General features: G+C 55.5%; 20 protein-coding genes. 12 read left to right on the forward strand and 8 right to left on the reverse strand.

The window, feature by feature from the left end:
- Positions 1 to 503, forward strand: a 503-nt coding sequence (locus VGM48_RS15205) for a GNAT family N-acetyltransferase (RefSeq protein ID WP_331580561.1), incomplete at its 5' end; no start/stop codon positions are given.
- A gap of 119 nt (positions 504 to 622) precedes the next feature.
- Positions 623 to 1,045, forward strand: a complete 423-nt coding sequence (locus tag VGM48_RS15210) for a VOC family protein (protein ID WP_331580563.1) — start codon at positions 623 to 625, stop codon at positions 1,043 to 1,045.
- 186 nt (positions 1,046 to 1,231) lie between these two features.
- On the opposite strand, the gene VGM48_RS15215 is transcribed toward VGM48_RS15210, so the two are convergent.
- Positions 1,232 to 2,155, reverse strand: a complete 924-nt coding sequence (locus tag VGM48_RS15215) for a helix-turn-helix domain-containing protein (protein WP_331580565.1) — start codon at positions 2,153 to 2,155, stop codon at positions 1,232 to 1,234.
- A 63-nt stretch (positions 2,156 to 2,218) separates the two neighbouring features.
- Between VGM48_RS15215 and VGM48_RS15220 the strand changes: the two genes are divergently transcribed.
- Complete coding sequence (locus VGM48_RS15220; RefSeq protein ID WP_331580567.1) at positions 2,219 to 2,887, forward strand: alpha/beta hydrolase; 669 nt, start codon at positions 2,219 to 2,221, stop codon at positions 2,885 to 2,887.
- 356 nt (positions 2,888 to 3,243) lie between these two features.
- Positions 3,244 to 3,690 carry a hypothetical protein gene (locus VGM48_RS15225; protein WP_331580569.1) on the forward strand — a complete coding sequence of 149 codons (447 nt, stop codon included), beginning with the start codon at positions 3,244 to 3,246 and terminating at the stop codon, positions 3,688 to 3,690.
- Positions 3,691 to 3,803: 113 nt separating this feature from the next.
- Here VGM48_RS15225 and VGM48_RS15230 read toward each other — a convergent pair whose 3' ends face one another.
- From VGM48_RS15230 to VGM48_RS15240, 3 genes are all read right to left on the reverse strand, one after another.
- Entirely contained in the window at positions 3,804 to 4,283 is a 480-nt protein-coding gene (locus VGM48_RS15230; RefSeq protein WP_331580571.1) for a nucleoside deaminase, read from the reverse strand.
- 99 nt (positions 4,284 to 4,382) lie between these two features.
- Positions 4,383 to 5,441: a hypothetical protein gene (locus tag VGM48_RS15235; RefSeq protein WP_331580573.1), complete on the reverse strand. Its 1,059-nt coding sequence runs from the start codon at positions 5,439 to 5,441 to the stop codon at positions 4,383 to 4,385.
- A gap of 325 nt (positions 5,442 to 5,766) precedes the next feature.
- Complete coding sequence (locus tag VGM48_RS15240; RefSeq protein WP_331580575.1) at positions 5,767 to 6,549, reverse strand: RMD1 family protein; 783 nt, start codon at positions 6,547 to 6,549, stop codon at positions 5,767 to 5,769.
- Positions 6,550 to 6,643: 94 nt separating this feature from the next.
- On the opposite strand from VGM48_RS15240, the gene VGM48_RS15245 reads away from it, so the two are divergent.
- Entirely contained in the window at positions 6,644 to 7,030 is a 387-nt protein-coding gene (locus tag VGM48_RS15245; RefSeq protein WP_331580577.1) for a VOC family protein, read from the forward strand.
- A 60-nt stretch (positions 7,031 to 7,090) separates the two neighbouring features.
- Here the strand turns inward: VGM48_RS15245 and VGM48_RS15250 are convergent, their stop codons facing one another.
- Positions 7,091 to 7,612, reverse strand: a complete 522-nt coding sequence (locus tag VGM48_RS15250; protein ID WP_331580578.1) for a FecR domain-containing protein — start codon at positions 7,610 to 7,612, stop codon at positions 7,091 to 7,093.
- Between the two features lie 59 nt (positions 7,613 to 7,671).
- On the opposite strand from VGM48_RS15250, the gene VGM48_RS15255 reads away from it, so the two are divergent.
- On the forward strand, positions 7,672 to 8,523 hold the full coding sequence (locus VGM48_RS15255; protein WP_331580579.1) for a CvfB family protein: 852 nt from the start codon (positions 7,672 to 7,674) through the stop codon (positions 8,521 to 8,523).
- Between the two features lie 8 nt (positions 8,524 to 8,531).
- On the opposite strand, the gene VGM48_RS15260 is transcribed toward VGM48_RS15255, so the two are convergent.
- Positions 8,532 to 11,498, reverse strand: a complete 2,967-nt coding sequence (locus tag VGM48_RS15260; protein WP_331580580.1) for a DEAD/DEAH box helicase — start codon at positions 11,496 to 11,498, stop codon at positions 8,532 to 8,534.
- A 134-nt stretch (positions 11,499 to 11,632) separates the two neighbouring features.
- Between VGM48_RS15260 and acpP the strand changes: the two genes are divergently transcribed.
- Positions 11,633 to 11,893, forward strand: coding sequence for an acyl carrier protein (gene acpP / locus VGM48_RS15265; RefSeq protein ID WP_331580582.1), 261 nt, complete (start codon positions 11,633 to 11,635; stop codon positions 11,891 to 11,893).
- A 93-nt stretch (positions 11,894 to 11,986) separates the two neighbouring features.
- Here acpP and VGM48_RS15270 read toward each other — a convergent pair whose 3' ends face one another.
- The gene (locus VGM48_RS15270) at positions 11,987 to 12,865 is read right to left on the reverse strand and encodes an AraC family transcriptional regulator (RefSeq protein WP_331580584.1); all 879 of its coding nucleotides are present in this window, start codon (positions 12,863 to 12,865) and stop codon (positions 11,987 to 11,989) included.
- 143 nt (positions 12,866 to 13,008) lie between these two features.
- Here VGM48_RS15270 and VGM48_RS15275 point away from each other — a divergent pair, with 143 nt between their 5' ends.
- From VGM48_RS15275 to VGM48_RS15295, 5 genes are all read left to right on the forward strand, one after another.
- Positions 13,009 to 14,439 (forward strand): arabinose isomerase, encoded by a 1,431-nt coding sequence (locus VGM48_RS15275; protein WP_331580585.1) that lies wholly within the window; start codon positions 13,009 to 13,011, stop codon positions 14,437 to 14,439.
- 367 nt (positions 14,440 to 14,806) lie between these two features.
- On the forward strand, positions 14,807 to 17,917 hold the full coding sequence (locus VGM48_RS15280; protein ID WP_331580588.1) for a TonB-dependent receptor: 3,111 nt from the start codon (positions 14,807 to 14,809) through the stop codon (positions 17,915 to 17,917).
- 18 nt (positions 17,918 to 17,935) lie between these two features.
- Positions 17,936 to 19,474 carry a RagB/SusD family nutrient uptake outer membrane protein gene (locus tag VGM48_RS15285; protein WP_331580590.1) on the forward strand — a complete coding sequence of 513 codons (1,539 nt, stop codon included), beginning with the start codon at positions 17,936 to 17,938 and terminating at the stop codon, positions 19,472 to 19,474.
- 84 nt (positions 19,475 to 19,558) lie between these two features.
- The gene (locus VGM48_RS15290) at positions 19,559 to 21,022 is read left to right on the forward strand and encodes a glycosyl hydrolase family 39 (protein ID WP_331580592.1); all 1,464 of its coding nucleotides are present in this window, start codon (positions 19,559 to 19,561) and stop codon (positions 21,020 to 21,022) included.
- A gap of 26 nt (positions 21,023 to 21,048) precedes the next feature.
- Positions 21,049 to 24,078 (forward strand): glycosyl hydrolase, encoded by a 3,030-nt coding sequence (locus VGM48_RS15295; RefSeq protein WP_331580594.1) that lies wholly within the window; start codon positions 21,049 to 21,051, stop codon positions 24,076 to 24,078.
- Here VGM48_RS15295 and VGM48_RS15300 read toward each other — a convergent pair.
- The gene (locus tag VGM48_RS15300) at positions 24,053 to 25,738 is read right to left on the reverse strand and encodes a sodium/sugar symporter (RefSeq protein WP_331580596.1); all 1,686 of its coding nucleotides are present in this window, start codon (positions 25,736 to 25,738) and stop codon (positions 24,053 to 24,055) included. The two genes, VGM48_RS15295 and VGM48_RS15300, sit on opposite strands and share 26 nt — an antisense overlap.
- Positions 25,739 to 25,855: the final 117 nt, after the last annotated feature.

The following is a 25,855-nucleotide window of genomic DNA, read 5'->3' on the forward strand; positions in this document are numbered from 1 at the left end:
TCATCCCCCCGCAATGTCCCCGCCCTGGACTACCCATCATTTTACAACTGGACGCTCGCCGCCAGCCCTCGCCGTTGTACATTTATCCCAAAGAAAAAAGCACCATGAATATTCAATACAAAACCGGCCTCATCCCCACCACCGCCGAGATCATCGAAGTCTACGACAGCTCAGGCATCAACCGCCCGACAAAAGACCCCCATCGCATCGCGGGCATGTACGCCCACTCCAACCTCGTCATCACCGCCTGGGACGACCATCGATTGGTCGGTATCTCCCGCTCCTTGACCGATCTGCATTACTCATGTTATCTCTCCGACCTCGCAGTCCGCAAGGAATTCCAGAAACAGGGCATCGGCAAAGAGCTCGTCAGGTTGACAAAAGAAGCGCTCGGCCCTACCTGTATGCTCCTCCTGCTGGCCGCACCCGCCGCAATCGATTACTACCCGAAAATCGGAATGGACAAATTAGACAACGCCTTTATGATCAAACGGGATCATTAGTCTCAGCCGTTCATCCCATTGTCGCATTTCCCCCCAAAACTGTCTTGATCTCCACCCTTCGGGCAAAGGAATTATCGATAGATTTACGCTACTATTGCTAACATAAAATATCACACACAATGACAGCGTTCAACATTTATTTGAATTATCCCGGTACCAGCGAAGAGGCTTTCAATTTTTACAAATCTATTTTCGGCGGTGAGTTCACAGCAGTCATGCGTTTCGGCGACGGCCCCGAAGCAGGCCAGCTGCCGCCGGATGCCAAAAACAAGATCATGCACATCGCCCTGCCCGTGGGTAACGGCAATGTGCTGATGGCGACCGACCTGATGGAAGGCTTCGGCCCCAAATACGCTCCAGGCAACAACTTCAGCGTTAGCGTAAGCCCGGACACCGAAGAAGAAACAAAACGCATCTACGACAGTCTCTCCGCGGGTGCAACCATCACGATGCCCCTCGGCCAGCAGTTCTGGGGACTCTTCGGCTCCCTCACGGACCGCTACGGCATCAACTGGATGATCAACCATATGCCCAAAAAATAAGCGCAATCGCACTACCGCCGTTGATTAGCCGCCCGGTTGGTCAACGGCATTTTATCTCCCTCGCCATAACCTCCCCCGCATCGTCGTCTCATCGCGCTCGTCCCCCCATCATCGTTGCCCCCCGCAGTCCCCCCAGCAGCGTCATCCCCCGCGTGTGTCCCCGCATCCTCATTCCCCGCCCCTCCCTCAAACCCGCATCTGCTTCCGAAAATCCGCCGGCGACTGCCCCGTCTGCTTCTTAAAAAATGCGCTGAAATGCGTCGACTCCCCAAACCCCAGCGTATAGGCGATCTCCTTCACCGGCACCGACGCCTGTTGCAAAAGCGACTTCGCCTCCGAAACCGTCTTCTCGGCAATCCATACCGTTATCGGCTTCCCCGTCTTACTCTTAATGACGTTATTCAGGTAACTCGGATGCAGGCTTTGCAGCGCCCCATAGTCGCTCGCCCGAAGCACCTTATCCGCCTTCCCATGCACCAATTCGCGAAAATGTTTCTCCAGATCCCGCTTAAACGACTTCACGATCTCCGACCCCCGGTTTCCCTCATAGATCGGATTGTAATCGGTCCAAAACCGCGCCTTGATCTTCAGCAACAACACGACGAATAAATTCCCGATGATCTTCTTCTTGTAGGGTGAATCCCCCTGTTGCTCCGCATAGATCTGCAGGTACAACCGCTCCATTTCCACAAAAGCGCCCGCATCCAGCCGCAATGGCCGGATCGTCTCCGTTAACAAAAATGGAAACTCCCCATAAATATCCGGGTGCACATTCTCCTTCAGATAGGATTCATTAAACGTGATCAGATAAGCCTCCCCGATCTCCCTCCAGCCAAAAGTGCGGTAAACCCCCGGGTTGGTAAAATAGATGGTACCCGGCTCCAGATCGAAAGCCATGTTATCGATCGTACAACGGCCACGCGCATCCTTTATGAATAAGAAGTTGAAGAAGTTCGGCCGGAAGCTCGGCGACGTATAGGGCAACTCGGGAAGCAGCTCGCGCACGTTATGGATCGTAAACTCATCCCTGGGGTCGAGAAGACCCAGGGGCAGACCCAGCGAACGGTATAATTCATATAAGGTGTCGGGGATGATTTCCTTCCGGCTCATCCCCAAAAATAGCCCTTTTCCCCATCCCTCGTTTTGTCGTAACTTGAGGATTAAATTCCGACTGTGAAAGTGTATTTTACCTCTGGCATCGGCGCTGATCACCGGCTCTTCACCCATCTCCGTCTGCCCGAAGGATTCGAAGCGTCCTATATTCATTGGATCCCCCCGCTTGCCGACGAATCCCTTTCCGAGTACGCCATCCGGCTCAGCAAACAGATCGACACCAGCGAACCCTTTGTCCTGGCCGGGCTCTCCCTCGGCGGCATCATGTCCGTCGAAATGGCCAAACACCGGAAGCCTCTCTGCACCATCATTATAAGCAGCGTCCCCGTCTCCGCCCACCTTCCCCGCTATTACCGGATGGCCGGCCAGCTCGGTCTCGGCAAGATCATACCCGCTTCGCTGCTCAAAGCCGCCACTGCGGTAAAACATAGCCTGATGCTACGGTCCGCAGCCAACCGACGGCTAATGATGGACGTGATCCGGTCGGGTGATGACCACTTCATCCGCTGGGCCCTCACCGCCGTGCTCGAGTGGGAGAACACCGAGATCCCCCAGCCCCTTTATCATCTTCATGGCAGCCGCGACGAGGTCTTCCCCATCGGCCTCACCAAACCAACCCATGTCATCCGGAAGGCAGGCCATTTGTTCCTTCTCTATAACGCAGACGCCGTCAACCGCATCCTCAGCGAGATCCTGCTTCCCGTTCATCCCAAAGCGGACATAATCTAATCGAAAGCGAACAGTCGCTTCTCCCCCTAAAGTCATAAGACCCTGATAATCAGCGTCGGGCCTTTATGGCACCCGTCTGGCATCTCCCTATCCGACCCCGGCAGGATAAAAGTTCAACCAGCCGGCGGGTAAAAAAAACATCATGAAACCGATCAATACAGCCGCCAGCCACCCTTCATCCGTCATTTTTTACCGCTCAAAACAGTATTATGCCTTTCATGGTACTATGTATTGTCAAGTACCTGCTTTGAACACTATCTTTGTTATGCAAACCAACCGGAAAAGAAAGAAAAACTAGAGAAAAGATCGAAACAACCCAATCAACAAAATTTCGCAAAACTATAAAACCTAAGTATATGTCACTCTCAATCAAAACATTCGCCTTCGTAGCCATGCTCCTGACCGCCAGCAGCACCTTTGCTACCCCCACCCACGACAGCAACGAAGCCGTCCGGGTCGCCTTCCACAAAGACTTCAAAAAGGCCGAACTGATGACCTCCGAAGTCAAGGCCACATTCACCAAACTCACATTTAAAATGAACGGCGTAGTCATGTATGCCTTCTACTCCGATAACGGTCAGTTACTCGCCGTAACCCGGAACATCACCTCCAACCAGCTCCCCATCCAGTTGCTCCTGGACCTCAAAGCCGACTACGCCTCCTACTGGATCAGCGACCTGTTCGAGCTCACCGGTGAGGGCGCCAGCAACTACTACATCACCGTCGAAAATGCCGACCAGCGCGTAACCCTGCGCTCCAACGGCAGCGGCTGGGATGTCTACGAAAAGAAATCAAAAGAATAAGGGCTTCGCGCCTGCCTGTTAAAAACACCAAAACAGCCCCGCATCGCCGGGGCTGTTTTATTTGTATTGCGTATTGTATTCCTATTAATGTCGCGTCCTGGCGTCCCCGCCAACTAGTATAATTTCTTATCCCCCATCACCCGCCACAACCCAAACAACTCCGTCGCCGCCTCCACCGGCTGATGCACAAACGGGATCTTCCGCTCTCCCCCCTCCAGGCCGATCTCCCGGTAAATAAACGCATCGTCAAACCCCGCCTCCGCCGCCTCATGCCGCGTCGCCGCATAGATCACCCGCCGCGGTCGTGCCCAATAGAGGGCCCCAAGGCACATCGGACAGGGTTCACAGGAAGTATAAACATCGCAATCGGTCAACTGGTAATCCCCAAGCCGCCGGCACGCATTCCGGATCGCCACCACCTCGGCATGCGCCGTCGGATCGTTGGTAGACGTCACGCCGTTACAACCCTTCCCCACAACCACCCCATCCTTGACGATAACACACCCAAATGGCCCGCCCTTGCCGCCCTCCACTCCCTCCCGCGCCAGATCGATCGCCTGCCGCAGGAACTGAATATCCGTTTCGTTGATCATATCTCAAAATTGAATTATCGGCAAAAAATTTATGCAATTTAATTTTTTGCCTCAATACCATAAATGTCTGCCCTTCTGGCGAACCGGATTCCATCCGGTTCAAAGTAATCCCTGTTGCATCTTAAACATCAACTCCAACCCAAAACCGCTGATCAGCATCCGCTCCTTCTTATTCGCCAGCAACTGCTGCGTCCAATCCACAAACCCGCCATCGGCAATCTCCCACTCCGTTCCACCCCAGCCAATATATAATTTGAATTGGACCCCGCGATAATAATTGCTCTCCGCGGGTGGGCCCTCTTGTCCGGCCTTTTCGCTGTCGCTCGTATCCCGTTCGGCCGCTTCGCTGTCGCCCGGATGTCGTTCAATGTCTACCCCTTTCAACCGTTCCCCCAAAACCCCCATCACCCGATCCATCACCGGACTCCGCTCATCATACCCACCGCGTCTCCTTAACACCAGTCTACACGTCTCCACACCATATTTTTCCCTCAACAACTCCACCAAATTCCCAACATGCTCCGACAGCCCATCGCTCTCAAACTCATAACCACCCATATCCCTCCCGGCCGTAACCATACACCCGATCACAAAATGCGGCAAAAATCGCTTATCCGCAAACGTCTGCGTCCGCACATGCCTATGAACGGTGCAACACCTCATCCTCCCCCCGCCATCCGTGCTGTCCCTGGTCTTCCCGCCGCCATCCGTGCTGTCCCCGGTCTTCCCGCCGCCCCCGCCCCCTCCCTTCCGCCGGTCCGCCATATGCAATGCGATCGCATTCGTCGCATCCGCTACGACCTCCGTATTCCTCACCCCGGAAATTATCTTATCCTGACTCACCGTAGCTATAACCGAACAACTCCCCAACGCAGAAACCGGCGACAACTCCACCGGCGAAAACCCCCGGTCCCGAAAAAACCGCAACGTCTCCAGCTCCGCTTCGAGCAACGCGATCATATCCAGATCCGAAGGTTGCACCAGCCGGTTCCGCGCGTACTGCGCCAGCAACTCCGCCGGATCCATCTTCTCTGTTTTACGCTCGTATACCGCCAGCAACAATGAGCTCAGCTCACTGCCCGACAGCCCCGCGAGCACCCCGGCGATATCCGCCACCCCGACCTTCCCCGCGATCTTGTTGAGAATCGTTTCATTCATAATATTGCTGCCCAATTGTACCGGTCTCCCCACCACGCTGAGGAAATAACTCTACAAACGTCGACCCATTTCCTCATTTTTCCAAGCGCAAAAACCCCGCTCCCGTTTAGAAATATATTGGACCATATTTTGCTTTAGTATTAAGGCTTTTAATAGGATATTGGATTTTAGCAACGGCCTGGATATCTATCTGGGCTTCTTTTTTTTTATAAGGCGTGGGCGCCTCCATAGGACCGGGCTTTCCGCTGCAATTCGTCGCCCTCGCAAACTCGGGCTCCGGGCTTTCCACTGCAATCCCTGGCGCGGGCAAAATCGATATAGCACCTCATCCCTTAAAGATCTTGTCGATCAGCAAATTCAACACCTCCAGAAAAACCAGCACGATAATGATCCATTCCAGAAAAGTGCTGTTCCGGTATTGCAGCAGATCTTTAAATAATTCCAAATTCTCCTTCACGATCTCCAACCCCTCCCGGATATCCCGGTACCGCTCCTGCAGATCAAAGGTCCTTTTCAACCCCAGATCTATCCGGTTAAGATTCTCATCATCCCAGGTCTCCGGCGGCGAATCGAAAATATACAGGTTCTCCGAAATGCGGTTCTTCAGATTCAGCGTCTTGCCGATAAACATCTTCAACGATTGCCCCGTTATCGCCAGCCGCCCCCTTCGCTCCAGATTCGACGTATGGCTGTTGGTCTCCTCCAGCAACAGGTTCGTCTGCTCCGAATAATAATCCAGCGAGACCGACTGACTCACATTCAGCATGATCAGCCGAAGCACCTCGATATCCGGCTGGAGGATCTCGATCTTATTGTACCCGAACTTGTACTCCTTCGCATCCGTCTCCACCTCAAACTCCTCACTCAGCTTCAGCTCAAACGCATTCCTGCAGAATCCCGCGATCCGCTGCAAAAACGCATCCCGCTCCGCCTCACTGTAGTTGAGGAAACAAACCACCCCATACTTGAAAACGTAAACAAAAGATAACTCGCCGGTCTTGTAGAATAATTCATCGGCGTCATAATGATAGATCCCCTCCTTATAGCTCGCCCTAAACCCCCGCACATCGATGCTATCCGCTATCTGGTATGACACAACATGTAGCATACTTCAAGGTAGGCCTTTCCCCTGCAAAATAAAATACTAAAAAAATGCGTATTTGAACTAATTATTTTAGTATATTCGATAAAAAAACACCACCATGGAATCCCTTGCTCCCAATCTGTTCGTAAAAGACATGAACACCACCCTCGACTTCTATCGCCTCCTTGGCTTCCAGGTCACCATGTCCGTTCCCGAAAAAGGCCAGGGCCCGCTCGTCTGGGCCATGATGACCAACGGCAGGGTCACGATGATGTTCCAGACCATGGAAAGCCTCGGCGACACCCTCCCGCCCATCAGCCGCAAGGACGGCGCCTCCCTCCTGCTCTATATAAACCTCACGGACATCCGCGCTTTCTTCGAGTCCATAAAAGACAAGGTCACCGTCCTCCAGGGCCTGGAAAAGACCTTCTACGGCGCAACCGAATTCTCCATCGTCGACAACAACAACTACGTCCTCACCTTCGCCGAACACGAACAGCACTAAACCCGGCAACACCTGTTTGGGCTCATCGCCTCCGATGTCCGCGATCCCTCGGCCCGGCCTTTATTGTTTCCCTTTCAGCTTGTCCAGCTCCGCCGGACCAAGCTTTTCTTTTTCCATCAGGTCGATATCCCGGTTGATCATAACCATCTCCCCGCCATTCAAAACCTCCGGCTCATTATCGGTATCGGAATGATAGGATTTGCTTGCCCGCAAACGCCCCTCAAGCAGATCGGCCTCCTCTCCCGGCCTCGACCGGTTCGCATCCACATGAAACCGCGCCCCGCCATCCAACACCTCGAGCACGAGATCCCGGGTATGCACCCGGAATGGTAAGGACGTCGCACCGGAAACCTCGAGCATCACCTCCCCATCGACTTCCATATCCCGGTTTTCCTTCCCAAACCCCTTGGCCAGGGCAACCGTCGTATTCGGCATCACCAGTACACTACTCTCATCCGGCAACGCGAACCTCCGCGGATACCCCGCGCCGACATGAAACGAAGTACCCCCGGCCAGGGTCTTCCCAGGCCCCCCATGACAGGCCGCCACCAGCACCCCCATAATTAATAATCGATATCGCATGATCCGTGAAGCTACTAAATCTTGGCCCTATTCGCACATAGAATGTTACCTTTACCGCTATGATCCGAGTCGGTGAATACAATACATTACGGGTAAAAAAAGAACTGGGCTTCGGCCTCATCCTCGATGACGGCCAGGAAGGCATCCTCCTGCCCACACGCTTCGTCCCAAAAGGCGCAAAACCCGGCGACGAACTCACCGTATTCCTCTATCATGATGGCGAAGACCGCCTCATCGCCACCACGCAGCATCCCAAAGGTGTCCTCGGCGACATCGTCCTGCTGAACGTCGTCAGCCTCACCCCACAGGGCGCCTTCCTCGACTGGGGCCTGATGAAGGACCTCTTCGTCCCAAAATCCAAACAGCTGAGCGGCATGCGCCTCGGCGGGGACTATCTCGTAAAGATCTATCTCGATGAAAAAACCGGCCGCCTCGCCGCCACCGAAAAGATCGAGCCCTTCCTCAGCAACAAAGACGTCACCCTGAAAGAAAAAGACCTCGTCAACCTCATCGTCTACCGCCGCACCGACATCGGCTACGTCGTCATCATCAACAACCACCACACCGGCGTCCTCCATTTCAACGAGATCTTCCGCGATATAAAGGCGGGCGATCGCCTTCCCGGATTCATAAAGAACATCATCGACCCCGACCGCTCCGCCTCCGGCGAGACCGAGATCGACGTCGTCCCCGGCAAACCCGGCTATGAAAAGACCGAAGACGCCGCGGCAAAGATCCTCCGCCTCCTCAAAGAGAACAAAGGCCACCTGCCCTATCACGACAAGTCCGACCCCGAAGCCATCTACTCCTTCTTCGGCATGAGCAAAAAAACCTTCAAAATGACCACCGGCCGCCTCTACAAGGAAAAAAAGATACTCATCACCGACGACGGCATCCAGCTGGCCCGCTAACCCGTCCCCTAACTAAATAAATACGCCACATCCTCACTCGTCAGTTGTTTCACAAACCCACTTTCATCCGCCACCAGGTCCGCAGCCAGACTCCGCTTCCGCTCCTGCAACTGCAGGATCTTCTCCTCCACCGTATCCTTACAGATCATCCGGTACGCAAATACTTTCTTCACCTGGCCAATCCGGTGACTACGGTCGATCGCCTGCTGCTCCACCGCCGGATTCCACCACGGATCGACAAGATAAACATAGTCCGCGGCCGTTAGCGTCAGCCCCACTCCCCCCGCCTTCAGGCTGATCAGAAACACCCGCGCGGACCCCTCCCGCTGAAACTCCTCCACCGACTCCCGCCGGTCCGCCGCCGCCACACTCCCATCCAGATACAGATACGGTATCTCCCGCTCGGAAAGCGCGTCCCGGATCAGCCCTAACATCGAAGTAAACTGCGAAAAGACCAGGCACTTATGATCCCCCGTATTCTCCGTCACCTCCCGCACCAACTCCTCCAGCTTCACACTCGCATTCGGCCATGAGCGCGAATAGGCCTTCCCATCGAATGTAGGCCTATCCTCGCTCACCGCTAAAGTCTGACCTTCGGTCGAGGCCCCGTCAGGGCCTCCTGGTCCCCGCAATAAGGCCGGACTATCACAGATCTGCCGCAGCTTGGTCAGCCCTTCAAGAATATAGATACTGCTCTTCCCCATCCCCTCTTCCGCGATCCGCTCCAGCAGACTTTCCCGGTAATGGTCCTTATGACTGTCATAGATCTTCCGTTGCTCATCCCCCATCTGACACCAGAGGATCATCTCCGTCTTGTCCGGCAGATCCCGCGCCACCTGCTCCTTCGTCCGCCGCAGGATAAAAGGATAGATCAGCTTCCGCAACCGCTGCGCCGCCTCCTTGTCCCCATTCCGGTCGATCGGCCCCGCAAACTCCGCACGGAAAAAATCCGCGCCCCCCAGCATACCCGGATTTAGAAAATCCATCTGCGCATATAGATCAAAGGTGTTGTTCTGCACCGGCGTCCCGCTCAACGCAAGCCGGTTACGCGCCTGCAGCTGCTGGATCGCCTTGCGCACCTGCGAAGCAGGGTTCTTTATCGCCTGACTCTCATCCAGGATCACATAGCCAAACCGCCTCCGCGAAAAATGTTCGATATCGTTCCGCACCATGCCATAGCTGGTGATGATCACATGCGCCCGCCGGAAGCGTTCCTCATCCAGCTCCCGGTCCGCCCCATAATGCAGATAATAATCCAGCCCCGGCACAAATTTTTTCAGCTCCCCCTCCCAGTTATACAAAAGCGATGTCGGACAAACCACCAGGTGCGTCTCCTCGGGATATCGCTCAACGACATGTTGCAAAAAGCTCAGCGTCTGCAGCGTCTTCCCTAGACCCATATCATCCGCCAGGCAACCACCCCAACCCATCTCATCCAGCAGACACATCCATTGAAATCCCGCCACCTGATAGTCCCGCAGCTGCGCCCTCACCCCCGCCGGCATGGCCCATTCCTTCCCCGTTTCCAGTGACGCCCACCGCCGCTTCTTCTCTTCCAGCTCCGTCTGCAACGCCTCATCGGCGCCCCCGCCCGCCTCCGCCAGTATCGTCCAATGCAGCGCCGGCAGCCGGATCCCCCCTTCCCGGACCTGCCCCATCCGCAGCAGGAGCGAATATTTCTCCAGCCACTCTTTCGGCAACATCCCCAGGCTTCCATCAGACAATAGTATAAACTCCTGCTTCCCCAGGATCGCTTTGCGCAGATCGGCCAGCGGCACCACCAGTTCTCCATAACTCACGCGGATCGTCAGGTCGAACCAGTCGATCCCCTTCCCCGCCGTGATCTCCATCTGCGGGATATTCGTGTTGTATTTAAACTTCCGCAGTTGATTCATCCCCAGCACGGGGACATCCATCTCCTGCATCAGCTGGTAAAATCGCAGGAACCAGCTCTTCTCCAGCGCTTCTTTAAAATTCAGGTAGTAATAGCCGTTACTCTGCCCGGCAAACTTGGGATGCAATCCCCTCAACGCCTCCGCCAGCCGCGCCTCCTCTTCCTTCATCCGCGCGATGAGCAACACCCTGTCGTCCCGTTCCACCCTCGTCTCGGCCTCCTCATCTTCTTCCAGCTCTTCATCGGCATACAACCACTTCGGCCGGATCATCAGGAAGTTCTCGTTCAGCTCGCTGACGTACACCCGGCCCTGTGGCTGCTCCTCGATCTTCTCCATTCGGATCACCGCATCCATATTCACCGGGTAACGCTCTGCCAGCGGCCTCACCACCGTCGCCATAAATCGCGGCATCCCTTCCTCTCTCGCCTCGTAGTCCCCCGCGCGATATCGCTCCAATGCTTCCTGGTCCTCGCGCCGCAATAAAAAGAATTCATTCCCGCTTCGCAGAAAACAGCCCCATTGATGAAGATCCTCCAGCGGATAAACCCCGTTGTTGATCACTACCCGCACCCGCAGCCGCAGCCGGCCGGATTCCTTTTCCAGTACAAACTGCAGACCCGGGCTGGCCGCGCTCATCGACGCAGGGCGTATCGCTGTGGAATGGTAGGCTTCGGTTGGCGCGAGATAAAAAAGATATTTGATCGCCGGCGCCAGCGGCTTGAGTTCCTGCAACACCTCACTTATCCATCGCCGCAACAACGGGTAATGCCGCTCATCCAGGTGTTCAAACGGCTTATCCGCATCCCGCAGCCAGCCAAATCCGCTCTTCACCAGCTGCTCGATAAGCACCTCGTCGCCTGCCCGTCGCAACACCGCCGCTACCGGCGCCGGGAGTCCCTGCACATAGTTCTTGTAATGCGTTCCGGAAAGGGGGATCCGCTGATAACTTCTCCCCTCTTTTTTCTCCATCACCAGGATTAATTCCAGCGCGATGCCACCCCTTCTTTCCTGATTGAAATTCAATAATATGCCCGTAACGGGACTTCCGGCTAAAATGATCGTCTTCTTCGGCGTACTCAACTTTTGTTAATTAATTGTAAAGGGCGAAAACCCGTCCGCAAAAATAATAACAAAACCGGCCTCCCGTTGGTATATTTGTAGGCTCAATTGATTACGTACCGATTGACCTTGCCGGAAAAGTAAAATGGAATGTTATGAGCACTGTAGTAAGCAAGCAATCAAACATCTCGACGAGAATAAAGACCATCATCCACGAAAAGCTTGGCGTGGAAGAAACGGCCCTGGTGGACAATGCGGCCTTCTCAACCGACCTGGGTCTCGACTCTCTTGATGTACTGGAAACCTTTATGGCTCTCGAAAAAGAATTCTCGATGAAGATCAGCGACGAAGACGCCGAAAAGCTCACAACCGTCGGCTCCGTCATCGACTATATCACAAAACACACCCGAAGATGAAGTTCTTCCTTCGCATCCTGAAAGCCATCTTCATCCGCAAAAAGGACTGTTGTAAATAGCCCTGCGGTCCCCTCATACCCCGTAGCGATCCGCTCACCTACCCCCCATCCCCCTCCGATACTCCACCGGCGTCATCCCCACCTTCTCCTTAAAGATCTTACAAAAAGTAAGCGCGTCCATACTCAGCTCCTCAGCAATCTCCTTGACCAGCCGGTCCCCCTCCCCCAGCAACTCCTTGGCCTTTTGTATCCTTAACCCGATCAGGTACTGCCCCGGCGCCATGCCCATATATTGCTTAAAAGTTTTTCGAAAAAGCGAATAACTCACCTCCAACGTCTGTGCCACCTCCTCCGGAGATATTTTCTCACAAACCCGCTCCCGGAATAGCGCGCACGCCTTGTTGACCATCATCTCGACGCGATCGGCCGCGTGACGCCGGCTCTGCCGACTTTCCGCATGGATAAGCCCCAGCAGATAGATAATGACCCCGGAAATAACCGGCTGATAGCCGGGCTTCTCCTCTCTCGAGAACCGGTGAATATCGTTGAACAGGTTGACGATGGTCTCATTATAGCCGATATGAAAAAGAGCCTTCCCCGGTTGGAAAGGGTTCTCCCGAAGCAGATGGTCCACCAGCTCTCCGCGAAACCCAACCCATGCCTCATCCCATCCCGAGTCAGGATGCGGCCGGTAACGATGGCGTTCCCCTGGCTGCAACAGGATCACGGTCCCCGCGGTGATCTCTTCCCGGCAACTCTCCGATTCGAACAGCCCACCGCCATGCGTGATATAGATGAGTTGATACTCCTCCAGCACGCGGCCCTGGGTCCAATCGAAGTTATGGTGGGAGGGATGCGCCGTAGGCGGGTAACTACTGTTCTTTTCGATCCGGGTGCAACCGGTGTTGAGCACCGTAAGGCCTCTCGACCCCTCCCTTTCACCAACCGGGAAATAGAGAAAATAATTATCCATCGGTGTTGATTGACGGTACTAAGCTAAAAAAAAATGATCGGAACGCCGCATTCCAAAAATATCAGATCCGGCAACAGAAATGCCAAATAAGCCTACCCGCCAACGAAAACGCGCGCCTATGTTTGCGGAAATTCCCCACCATCATGAGCCACAATCTAACCATCGGCCTCTTCGGCATCGGCCTCGAGGCCTATTGGGACCAGTTCGAAGGTCTTGAAGAAAGACTCCGCGGATACCTCGCCGTCGTCGAAAAGAACCTAAAAGCGATCCATCCCGGGGTCATCAACCTGGGCCTGGTCGACACGCCCGAGAAAGCCTTCAAGGCCGGTGCCGAATTCCGGAAACAGGACGTCGATCTCATTTTTTGCTATGTCACCACCTACGCCCTCTCCTCCACCGTACTCCCCGTAGTACAAAGAGCGCGCGTCCCGGTGATCATCCTCAACCTGTCACCGGAAGCGGCGATCAACTATGGCCACTTCAATAAAATGACCGACCGGACAAAAATGACGGGGGAATGGCTGGCTTACTGCTCACCCTGCCCCGTGCCCGAGATCGCCAACGTCTTCAACCGCACCGGCATCCATTTCCACCAGGTCACCGGCATGCTGCACGACGATCCGGTTTGCTGGACCGAGATACAGGAATGGGTGGAAGCCGCCGGGGTCGCCCATGCGATGGCCTACAACCGGCTCGGCTGTATGGGTCACTACTATAGCGGTATGCTGGATATCTACTCCGACCTGACCCTCCAATATGCAAGTTTTGGCGGCCATATCGAACTATTGGAGGTTGATGAACTCTCCGCCTTACGAAAGACCGTCACCACCGAACAGCTCACCCAACGCGTCGCCCTCTTCCACCGGGAATTTGAGATCCAGCCGGACTGTACCCAAAGCCAACTCCTCCGGGCAGCCCGCACCTCCCTCGCGCTCGACCTGCTCGTAGAAAAGTATCAGCTCAACAGTCTCGCCTATTACTATAAAGGCACCGGTAACCCCGACAACGAAGACACCATCAGCTCCATCATCCTCGGCAACAGCCTCCTCACCGCCAATCACGTTCCCGTCGCCGGCGAGTATGAAATAAAAAACGCCCAGGCCATGAAGATCATGGACAGCTTTGGAGCCGGCGGCTCCTTCACCGAATACTATGCGATGGATTACAAGGATGACGTAGTCCTGATGGGCCATGATGGCCCCGGCCACATCGGGATTGCCGAAGGAAAGACCAAAGTGCGCCCGCTGCAAACCTATCACGGCAAGGTAGGCCGCGGGCTGTCGGTGGAAATGTCCGTGAAGAACGGCCCCGTCACCCTGCTCTCGGTCGTCGAACAGCCACTCAAAGGCAAGCTGATGCTCCTCGTCGCCGAAGGGGAATCCGTCGCCGGACCGACCTTGGCCATCGGCAATACCAATAGCCGGTATAAGTTCAAAAGCGGTGCAAGAAAATTTGTAAATGATTGGAACAGCCACGGCCCCGCCCACCATTGCGCCGTCGGCATCGGCCACATCGCCTCAAAACTCGAAAAACTGGGCGCCCTGCTGCAATTGGAGGTCGTAAAGGTCGGTTGATCGGGGTCGGCGCAAGTCGGCTAACCCGCCGCCTGGTCGGCTAACCCGCCCCCTGGTCGGCTAACCCACCCCCTGGTCGGCTAACCCGCCCCCTAGTTAATAAAATTAAACAAAAAGCAAAAATAATTAAAGATTAAGCTATTCTTATCTTTTGATTAATTCAGCCCCAAAACCCCACAGATCGTTTAATTTTATTTCCCTTCGTTTAATTTTATTTAAAAATAGGCTCAAAACCAATTTAAAAACATTTCCAAAACTTTAAAAGCATGATAGTACAGGATTGTTTGTTAACTATCTTAAACTATTTTAGAACTGTCGATTCCCGACTTAGAAACTCAAACCTTTCTAAACCAACTAGTTTGCCATTATGAAAAAGAATGTCTACCAACCATTCGGAAGGCTGCTTATTGTTTGCGCACTGCTTATAACCTTCACCGGAACTGCCCAGTCCCAAAATAATCAGCCCCCCACCGAACAAACCCGCAGCAAGATCACCGGCCGCATCACCGACGAAAAAGGCCAGCCCCTGCCCGGCGCAGCCATCATCGTAAAAGGTACCACCAAAGGAGTGGCCACCAACGCCGAAGGCTTCTTCGACATCGCAGCCACACCCGGCGCAACCATCGTCGTCCGCTCCATCGGCTACCAAACCAAAGAGATTATCCTGCAATCGGAGAAAACCCTGGCCGTCAGCCTCAAAGCCGTCGCCACCGAACTCAACGAAGTAACGGTCAGCTACGGGAAACAACGCCAGCGCGAAGTCACCGGCTCCATCGCCACCGTGAGCACCGAAAAACTGCAGGACCAGCCCGTCATGCAGTTCTCCCAGCAACTCGAAGGAAAGGTCGCCGGCGTTTCCGTCATGGAAAGCAGCGGTCAGCCCGGCCGTGGCGTCGACTTCCGCATCCGCGGCGCCGCCTCCTTCTATCTCAACAACCAACCGCTGTTCGTCATCGACGGCCTGCCCATCACCGGCAGCATCAATAACATCAACCCCGACGAGATCGAAACCTTTACCGTTCTAAAGGATGCCTCCGCCACCGCCCTCTACGGCTCGCGGGCTGCCAACGGCGTTATCCTCATCACCACCAGACACGCCAAAGCCGGCGACGCGAAGATCGAAGCCAACTCCAACTACGGCGTCCAAAGCCTCCCGCGCAATAAAGTGCCCAAGGTGATGAACGCCCGCGAATTCGCTACCTTCATGAACGAACGCTACCAGGATATGCGAACCTACGAAGGATTCACCGGCGCCATTCCCGCCGAATACCAAAACCCGGCACAATATGGCGCAGGCACCGACTGGTACAAACAACTGACTCACGACGCGCCCATCCAGAACTATGACGTCACCATCCAGTCCGCGACGGATCACTCCTCATCGACAGCCGTATTCGGCTACCAGGAACAACAGGGGGTATTGATCAACACCGGCACCCGCCTGTTCACCGGCCGCGTGAACAAAGATCTCACCACCGCCAACGGCAAAATAAAAATGGGCTTCAATATCGCCCCCAGCTACCGGCTCGATCACAACAACCGCCTGTCGACCGACGGCGTGGGAGGTCTCTTCGAACGCCTTTTCGAAGCCAGCCCCCTCATCTCACCCTTTAACCCCGACGGCACCTATCAACGCAACGTGTACTCCTCCGGCATGGTGGCCTACATCAACCCGCTGGCCACGTTCAAGCTGACAAATGATGATTACAAGACCACCCGCATCCTCGGCAACGGCTATTTTAATTATGAATTTGTCCGCGGCCTGCAGTTGAAGATCAACACCGGCATCGACAAAGGCGGCGAAACCCGTCAATATTATCAATCCGGCCAGGTCACCTCGACAGTCAACAACCCCACCGGCACCAGCAGCTCCGTCGACAACGGTTCCTATACGGCGGAAGGCTACCTGGATTATAAAAAGACCTTCGGCCAGGATCACAACCTCGAGATCCTCGGCGGCTATTCCGCGCAGAAATACAGCTCCACCAGCAACTCGCTGACCGGACTCGGATTCCCCAATGACGATATCCCCTACCTGACGGCCGCAACATCCGTCACGGGAAGCAGCTCGTACACGGCGTACTCCCTGGTCTCCGCCATCGGCCGTATCAACTACAGCTATAAAGGCAGATACCTGTTGCAGGCCGCCATCCGTAACGACGGTTCCTCGCTCTTCGGCGCCGATTCCCGCTATGGTACCTTCCCCTCCGTTTCCGCTGGCTGGATCGTCACCGACGAACCCTTCATGGAGCAATACCGGGACATCGGCTTCCTGAAGCTGCGCGCCAGCTACGGGATCACCGGGAATAATTCCTTCTCCGGCTACTACTCCGCACAGTCCACGACCTCGAATTATTACTACAACTTCAACAACACGATCACCCAGGGTACGACCATCGGGAACCTCGGTAACGCCGCACTCCAGTGGGAACGCAATAAACAGCTCGATTTCGGCATCGACCTCAGCATCCTGAAAGATCGCATCTCCCTGGCCTACGATTATTACCACAAGAATACCGACCACCTGATCCAAACCCGGCCGCTGCCCACCTCCTCCGGCTATTCCTCCATCCTCGACAACGTCGGCGCCATCGCCATGTGGGGCCACGAGATCACCCTCAACACCGTCAACCTCACCGGCCAGCTGAGATGGACCAGCAGCCTGAATCTCTCCTTCGACCGAAACCGCATCAAGGCACTCGTCGCCCCCGGTTACCTCAGAAGGAACAACACCGTTACCTCCGACTACTACCGCCAGCAGGTGGGTCATCCGCTCGGCGCCTTCTATGGTTTCAAGTTCCTCGGCCTGTACAAGAACGCCGACGACCTGGCCAAATCCGCGAAATATCTCGCAACACCCTCCAATCCAAACGGCTCTTCCGATATCGGAACCATCAAGGTCAGGGATATCAACGGCGATGGCGTGATCGATGACGTCAACGACCGCACCTTTATCGGCGACCCCACCCCGACCTTCACCGGCGGCTTTACCAACTACCTCAGCTATAAAAAGTTCGACCTGAGTATCAGCACGGCCTTCGACGTCGGCGGCCAGATCCTCAACGCGGCCAAATGGGCCTACCAAACCAATATGGACGGCTCACGCGTCCCCCTGGAAGCTGCCCTGAATCACTGGCGCTCTCTTTCCGATCCCGGCTCCGGCATCTATCCACGTACCAAAACAGGTACGACGGCCATCGGCCGCGAAGTGAACAGCCAATGGCTGGAAAGCGCCACCTACCTGTCGATAAAGAATCTCACGCTGGGCTACAACCTGAACATGCGGCACAATTCGATGTTCCGCAGCCTGCGTGCCTATGCTTCCGTACAGGAGCTGTTCGTATTCACCGGCTACAGCGGCATGAACCCGGAGATCAGCCTCAGCGGTCAGGACCCGACCCAGGGCATCAAAGTGGACGAGGAAGGTTATCCCATCCCCCGCACAATTTCCATCGGTTTGTCAGCCACATTTAAATAACCTATCTAACAGTCGACAATGAAAAAAATATATTTCCTTATTGCGATGGTGGGCCTGGCCACGGCGTCATGCAAAAAAAGCTATACGGACCTGGCGCCAAAATCATCCTACTCCGACGCCAACTATTTCCTGACCACCCAGCAGTTCAGCTCTGCCGTGACGGCCGCCTGTGCACCCTTGCGCGATGTGGTGGTGAACGATTACCTGATGAGCGAAATGCGCTCCGACAACACCATCTACCAGAGCCTCCTGAGCAATCGCGGCACCGCCTATACCGATCGCGAAGCACTCTGCAATTTCAGGGATGCCTCGACAAATTCCTATACCGCGCTGGAATGGCAATATTGCTACCAGGTCATCTCCCGGGCCAATATCGTGATCTCCCGCCTGCCCGCCGCCACCGCCGTTCCCGCCGACTCCGCCGCCCTGTACGACGGGCAGTGCAAGTTCCTGCGGGCGCTGATGTACTTCAAATTGGTTCGGCTATTCGGGCCCGTTCCCCTGTTCCTGAAAGAGGTCAAAACCCCCGATGACGCCTTCCTGCCCCGAGACTCCGTCGTCAAGGTCTACGCGCAGATCGCCGCCGATGCGGGCGATGCTATAAAGGAACTGCCCGCGCCTGCCGGTTTCCCCCAGTCGGGTGCCGCGACAAAAGGGTCCGCCACCATGCTGTTGGCTGACGTCGATGTCTACCTGAAAAAGTACCCCGATGCAGTTTCCCTCCTCAACACCCTACCCGCAATGGGCTATACGCTGAACGCCAACTACGCCGATGCGTTCCAGCCCACCGGCAAAAATGGCAAGGAGTCCCTGTTCGAGGTCCAGTTCCTGGGCGGCACCGCTACCGGGTCCACCCCCAATCCGCTGCTCTTCCACTTCCTGCCACGCAGCACCAGCACGGCGCTCGTCACCTCCCTCGCTATCAATAATACCACCACGGGCGGCTGGAATACCCCGACAACCGATCTTATCACCGCCTACGAGTCGGGAGACAAACGCCTCGACGCATCCATCGGTATGGTAGAAGGCACGTACAACGCCAGCAATTATTTCACGTACTCCGCCGTAAAAAGCGCGGTTGGCTATGCAGGTCCGCCGGCCGGCAAAGTAGCCGTACCCTACGTCAAGAAATACGAACATACCCCGGCCGCCATCACCGGCTCTTCCGACGACTTCCCCATCTATCGTTACTCCGAAGCGCTTCTCCTGCTGGCCGAAGCCCTCAACGAACAGGGACAGTCCCCGCTGGCCCCGCTGAATACCGTCAGAGCCCGCGCCGGCCTGACCGCCCTCACAGTGACCGATCAGGCCACCCTCCGCACCGCGATCCTGCACGAACGCCGCATAGAGCTCGCCTTCGAAGACAAACGCTGGCACGATCTCGTCCGGTCCGGCACCGCCGTAGCGGTGATGAACGCCTTTGGCACAACCCTGAAGTCACAGCTCACCTATATTCCGGCCGACTCCTACAACGTAAACGACAACAAATTGCTCTATCCCATACCCCAGGCCGAAGTAGGTCTCAATACCATGCTGACCCAAAACCTCGGATACTGATCAAACACGGCTAACTTTAGTAGGCAACTCACTTAAGATCCCGGTCAACCCGAATACGCAACTCACTTAAAATCCCGGCTAACGATGAAAGCAATGAAAATTTGGTATCTCGCAGCGGTCCTTGTCATCACCGGCAAGGCCGCCGCCCAGGAAAAAACCGTAAAGATCGATTGGGATCAAACGCGGCAGGTCTCCAAAACCATCCCCACCCTCCAGGTCGTATATAACCCGATGCTGCGGGAGAACTCGCCGATTTACCGATCGACGTTCGAGGCGTTAAAAAACCTCGGCGCAGAATATGTACGTTACGTACCCTGGTTCCCTTATCCAAAAGCCGCGGTAGCCGAACTAAAACCCCCGACGAAAACAGAAACCTTCTGGGACTTCAGCTATGCCGATCCGGTGATGGAGGCATTGATGAAAGCCCAGGACGGTCGCCCGGTGGTGATCAATTTCAGCACGACTCCTGCCTGGATGTGGAAGACGGCAAAACCCGTCGGGGTGGACGCCGATGCCGATCTCGTCAACTGGAACTACAACCAGGGCGCCCAACTGACGGACACCACCGGAAAAGAAGTGGCAGCCTATTTTGCCCGCCTCATCGGCTGGTACACAAAGGGTGGGTTCACAGACGAACTCGGGAAATACCATGCCTCCGGCCATCACTATAAGATCGGGTGGTGGGAAGTCCTCAACGAACCCGACCTCGAGCACCACATCACCCCGCAGTTGTATACCCGGCTATACGATGCCATCGTGACGGAGATCCACAAAGTAGCCCCGGAGATCCGGTTTACCGGGATTTCCGTCGCCTATGAAACAAACCCTGAATGGTTTGAATATTTTCTAAACCCGGCCAACCACCAACCCGGCATTCCGCTGGATGCGATATCCTACCATTTCTATGGCCGCCCGACGATCGACAATCTTCCGCTCGAAAACTACCAGTATTCTTTCTTCGACCAGGCCAACGGATTCCTCGACCGGGTTCGCTACATCGAATCCATCCGCAAACGCCTCTCGCCAAAGACGATGACCCAGATCAACGAGATCGGCACCATCCTGCTGGATCATGATTACAAACCCGCCATCCCGCAGGCGTACTGGAACCTCGCAGGCGCCATGTACGCATACCTGTACCTGGAGCTGACAAAAATAGGCATCGACGTGGCCGGCGAATCACAGTTGGTCGGCTATCCCACGCAATTCCCCGACGTCAGCATGATGAATTGGAAGAACGGCAAGCCCAACGCCCGCTACTGGGTGCTAAAGCTGCTGCATGATAACCTGGGTCCCGGCGACCGGCTGCAAAGCACGGAAGGGTCTTCACAAAACGTCTCGGCGCAGGCCTTCCTGACAAAAAAAGGGAAGAAATTACTGCTTATCAATAAGGTTGATAAACCCGCAACGTTAAAACTTCCCGAAGGCGCGGCCCATGTGACGTATGTTGACGAGACCACCGGTGACAATCCCGCCGCCGAAAGCGGGATCACGGGCAACCAGCTAACCCTGAAGCCCTTTACCGTAGCCATCGTCGATTTCAAATAACCCCGTTGAAAGATCCAATCCATCCCATGAGCATAAACAGGCGCAAATTCTTACAGGCCGGCTCGCTCGCCGCACTCGGAACCGCATTCACTACCTCCCGCTCCCTGGCCGCAATGGCTCAAGGCGCCGGTCCTGCCTCTGTTTCAGCAGGCGCCGGTCCCGATCTTTCCCTCCTGATCGCAAACTTCACCGCTCCCCCACGAAGCGTCCGGTCATCGGGCTATTGGTGGTGGTTCAATGGCCTCGTCGACAAGGAAGGCATCACGCGCGACCTCGAAGAGTTTCATGCCAAGGGTATGGGCGAGGTGTTGCTGGTCAACTCCGCAAGCGGCCTCGGCGGCGCGGCAGTCCCCCAGGGCGCCCCGCTTTTTTCTGAGGAGTGGAAAGAACTCTACCGCCATGCCATGAGCGAAGCCCGGCGCCTCGACATCGCCGTCGGCGTGAACCTGTGTTCCGGCTGGTGCATGGGCGGACCCTGGATCGAACCTCGCGATTCGGGACGTTGGTACCTGCAATCCGAACTCGAGGTGGAAGGACCACAACAATTCTCCGGCCAATTGCCCCTGCCCGGCAACCGCAGCGGCTATGACAAGGTCTTCAATCCTCCCGGGTATAAAAACTATATCGACCTCCCCCTGGAAAAGCTCGATTACCGCGACACCGCCGTCGTCGCAATCCCCCGCATTGGAACTTCCCCAAGTCGCATCACCGGCGAACGTGCCGCAACCCTCGACGCAAAAACCAACCACCGCGACGCCAGCAACTTCATCATGGCCGTAGACGTGATGAAGCCCTTACTCGAGCCCTGGCACAACGAACCGGGCGACGCCCCGGTTCAACCCCAGCAAGTCATCGACCTCACCGGCAAAATGGATAGCAACGGCCACCTCGACTGGCAGGTCCCACCCGGCAAATGGACCGTCGTGCGAACCGGTCACCGCATGACGGGCTCCCGCTTAATGATCGCCCAACCCGAGGCAGACGGCCTCAGCATCGACTGGTTCAGCCCCCACGGCGTCGAACTCCAGTTCGAACACCTGGGCAAGATGTTCATCGGGGAAGCCGCCAAAGTCGGCAACAAACCAAAATATTTCTGCGACGATAGCTTCGAAGACGGCTTCCCCAACTGGACCGAAAACATTCTCCAACAATTTAAAGAGTATCGCGGCTATGACGCCACCCCCTACCTGCCCGCCCTCTCGGGCTATTTGATCGGCAGCGCCGACGTCACCGACCGCTTTCTGAACGACTATCGCAAAACCCTGGGTGACTGCATGGCCGACGGACATTACAAACGCTTTGCCGAGCTCTGCCACGAACACGGCATGCTGGTGCAAAATGAAGCAGCCGGCCCAAGCCGCTCGGGCACCATGTGTATGGACGGCCTCAAAAACCAGGGCCGCAGCGATCTGCCCATGGGCGAATTCTGGCTGGCGCCCAATCACGAAGACGAATCGACCCTCACCGATGACAAGCCATACGGCACTTCCCGCCTCGACAAAGGACAGAATAAGGTGACAAAAATGGCGGCCTCGGCCGGCCATATCTATGGTCACCCGGTCATCTCCGCCGAAGCCTTTACCAGTTTCCGCCACTGGCTGGATTATCCCGGCTCACTGAAACAGGCGCTGGACCGGGCCTTGTGCGAAGGGATAAACCGCATCGCCATCCATACGACCACCGCCACGCGGCCGCGCGACGGGAAACCCGGCTATGAATATGGCGCCGGGACGCACTTCAATCCCAACGTCACCTGGTGGGAAATGGCAACCCCCTTCTTCGACTATGTAGGCCGTTGCCAGTATCTATTGCGCGAAGGGCGCTTTTGCGCGGATGTGCTTTTCTACAACGGCGATATTACGCCCAATCTCGTTGCACAAAAACACGTTGACCCGTCATTGGGCAAGGGCTATGACTATGACGTTTGCAACGAAGAGGTCTTGCTGACGCGGCTTTCCTGTCGCGACGGTAAGCTGGTCCTGCCCGACGGCATGAGCTACGAGTTGCTGGTGCTCCCCGATACCCCGCGCATGCCGCTGAAAATATTGAAGAAGATCGCCGGCCTGATAGAAGCAGGTGCGACCGTCATCGGTCCGCGGCCGGTGGAAGATTCGGGACTCCTGGATTATCCCCGCTGTGACGAAGAGCTAAAGACGCTGGCCGCCCGGCTCTGGCAATCCATCGACGGGAAAAGCACTATCCGCGAGGCCCTGGCAAAGAAGAATATCCGGCCCGATTTCGAGTACACGGGCGGCGAAGACGTCTGGCTCGATTTCATCCATCGCACCACTCCCGAAGCCGAGATCTATTTTATCACAAACCGCCACGGCCGGCCCGTTCGATCCGAATGTTCTTTCCGGATCATCGACCACACCCCGCAACTTTGGAACCCCATCGATGGCCGGCGGAAAACGGCGTTGAATTACCAACTGGTGAACAACCGCCTCGTCCTGCCGCTCAGCTTCGCGGCATTTCAATCCTGGTTCGTGGTGTTCCCAAAAAACACCCCCTTGCAAAAGCCCACCACACGGGAAAATTTCCCCGAACAACACATCGTTCAGGAGCTGACAGGCAAATGGACGGTGGAATTCGATCCCCAATGGGGCGGCCCGCGCCAGACAACCTTCCACCAGTTGGAAGATTGGAGCAGGAACGAGGATCCAAAGATCAGGTACTACTCCGGCAAAGCCATATATAAAAAGCAGTTCGAATATAAAGCAGCCAAAAGCGTCAAGGACCCCGGCGACGACAAAGTCTTCCTCGATCTGGGTATCGTAAAGAATATCGCCCGCATTCACCTCAACGGCAAAGACCTGGGCATCGTCTGGACAGCACCCTGGCAGGTCGACCTGTCCCCCGCACTAAATAAGGGAACCAATGAATTGTCCATCGAACTGATCAATCTATGGCCGAACCGGCTCATCGGCGACGCAGCCCTGCCTCCCGAACAACGCCTCACGCACACCAATATCGCGTTTAAAAAGGAGGCACCGCTTCAACCCTCCGGATTGTTGGGTCCGGTAACGCTGACTACCAATACACCGTATACAAGGTGAGCAAGATCGCGACGATCACAAGCGCTCCCACGGCAAAGGATTTGCTCACGCGGAACATACTGGGATCAACTTCCAGTCCCTTCTTCTCCACGCCCCGGTGGTTCTCCACAAAATTGATCACCGCCATGCCCGCGATGCAGAACACGAACACGATCCCCATCCGGTCAATAAAAGGGATCTCGAATTTTCCCATATTGTCGGGGTTGGCCTGATAAAGCCCAAACGGCGTCAGCCAGTCGAGGTTTACCCACATCGGCAGGAATTTCAACACGCAGGAGAGAACAAACCCGCCAATCGTCGCAAACAACGCCGCATTGGACGTGGTCCGCTTCCAAAAGAATCCCAGCAGGAACATCGCAAAGATACCCGGCGACACAAATCCGGTATACTCCTGGATATAGTTAAAGCCCTGCTTGCCCTCGCCCATCAGCTTCTCGCCGATGATCAGCGACATCAAGATCGCCAGGATCATCGACACCACCACCGTGATCTTCCCCATCGAAACCAGGTGCTTCTCGTCCGCATCCGGCTTGATGGCTTTCTTATAGATATCCAGCGTAAAAATGGTAGCGATACTGTTGGCCTTACCCGCCAGGGAAGCGACGATCGCCGCCGTCAACGCGGCAAAGGCCAGCCCTTTAAAGCCCTCGGGCAAAAGCGTCATCAGATTGGGATAGGCCTTGTTCACGTCCACCGCCCCCGAAGAGCTCAGCATAGCCGTGTGGAACATCCCTTTTTGATACAGGACATAAGCGCCGATCCCCGGCAATACCACGATCACGGGCATCAGCAACTTCAAAAAGGCGGCAAAAAGGATCCCGCCCCGCGCGGTCGGCAGGTCGGCGCCAAGCGCCCGTTGCGTGATATATTGATTACATCCCCAGTAATTGAGGTTCACGATCCACATCCCGCCAATCAGCACCGACAACCCCGGCAAACTCACATAATTCGGCGAATCTTTTTTGAAGATCATATGGAAATGGTCATTCGCCTCCGAGGTCATGATCTTAAACCCGGCGAGCAAACCCGACTGCCCCGATTTCTCGGCTACCAGGTGCAGCGCGATATAGGTGGCCACAAGCCCTCCCAGGATCAGGAAGAACACCTGGATCACATCCGTGTACCCGATCACCTTCATCCCGCCCAGCGTAATGATGATGGCAAACGCGGCCAGCCCGATAATAGAAGCGTAAATGTTGATCCCCGAGATGCTGCTCACCGCAAGCGCCCCCAGGTAAAGGATGGACATCAGGTTCACCACGATGTACAGCGCCAGCCAGAAGATCGCCATGATCATCGCCACCGTCCCGTTATACCGCTGGCTGAGGAACTGCGGCATCGTATAGATCTTATTCTTCAGGTACACCGGGATAAAAAAGATCGCCACGATCAGCAAGGTCGCCGCCGCCATCCATTCATACGTGGAGATCGCCAGCCCCATTTTAAAACCCGAACCACTCATCCCGATCATCTGCTCGGCCGAAATATTCGAGGCGATCAGCGAAGCCCCGATGGCCCACCAGGTCAACGCGCCCTCCGCCAGGAAATAATCCTTCGAGCTGGTATGCGCGGCCTTCTTCCGGTTATAGATCCAAAATCCATAAACGGCAACGATCACAAAATAGACGAGGAAAACGATGTAGTCCAGGTTTTGTAACATATGGCAACATATTTTTTGTTCGGCGCCTTTTGGGCTGCTCCAAAAATTAGCCCTCGGCGCCAAACGGCTAATGTCTGGGCCTTCGGCCAACGGACCCGTGGTCCGTTTTTTTATACC

It is taken from the genome of Puia sp. (genome assembly GCF_036500295.1).
Taxonomy (GTDB): domain Bacteria; phylum Bacteroidota; class Bacteroidia; order Chitinophagales; family Chitinophagaceae; genus Puia.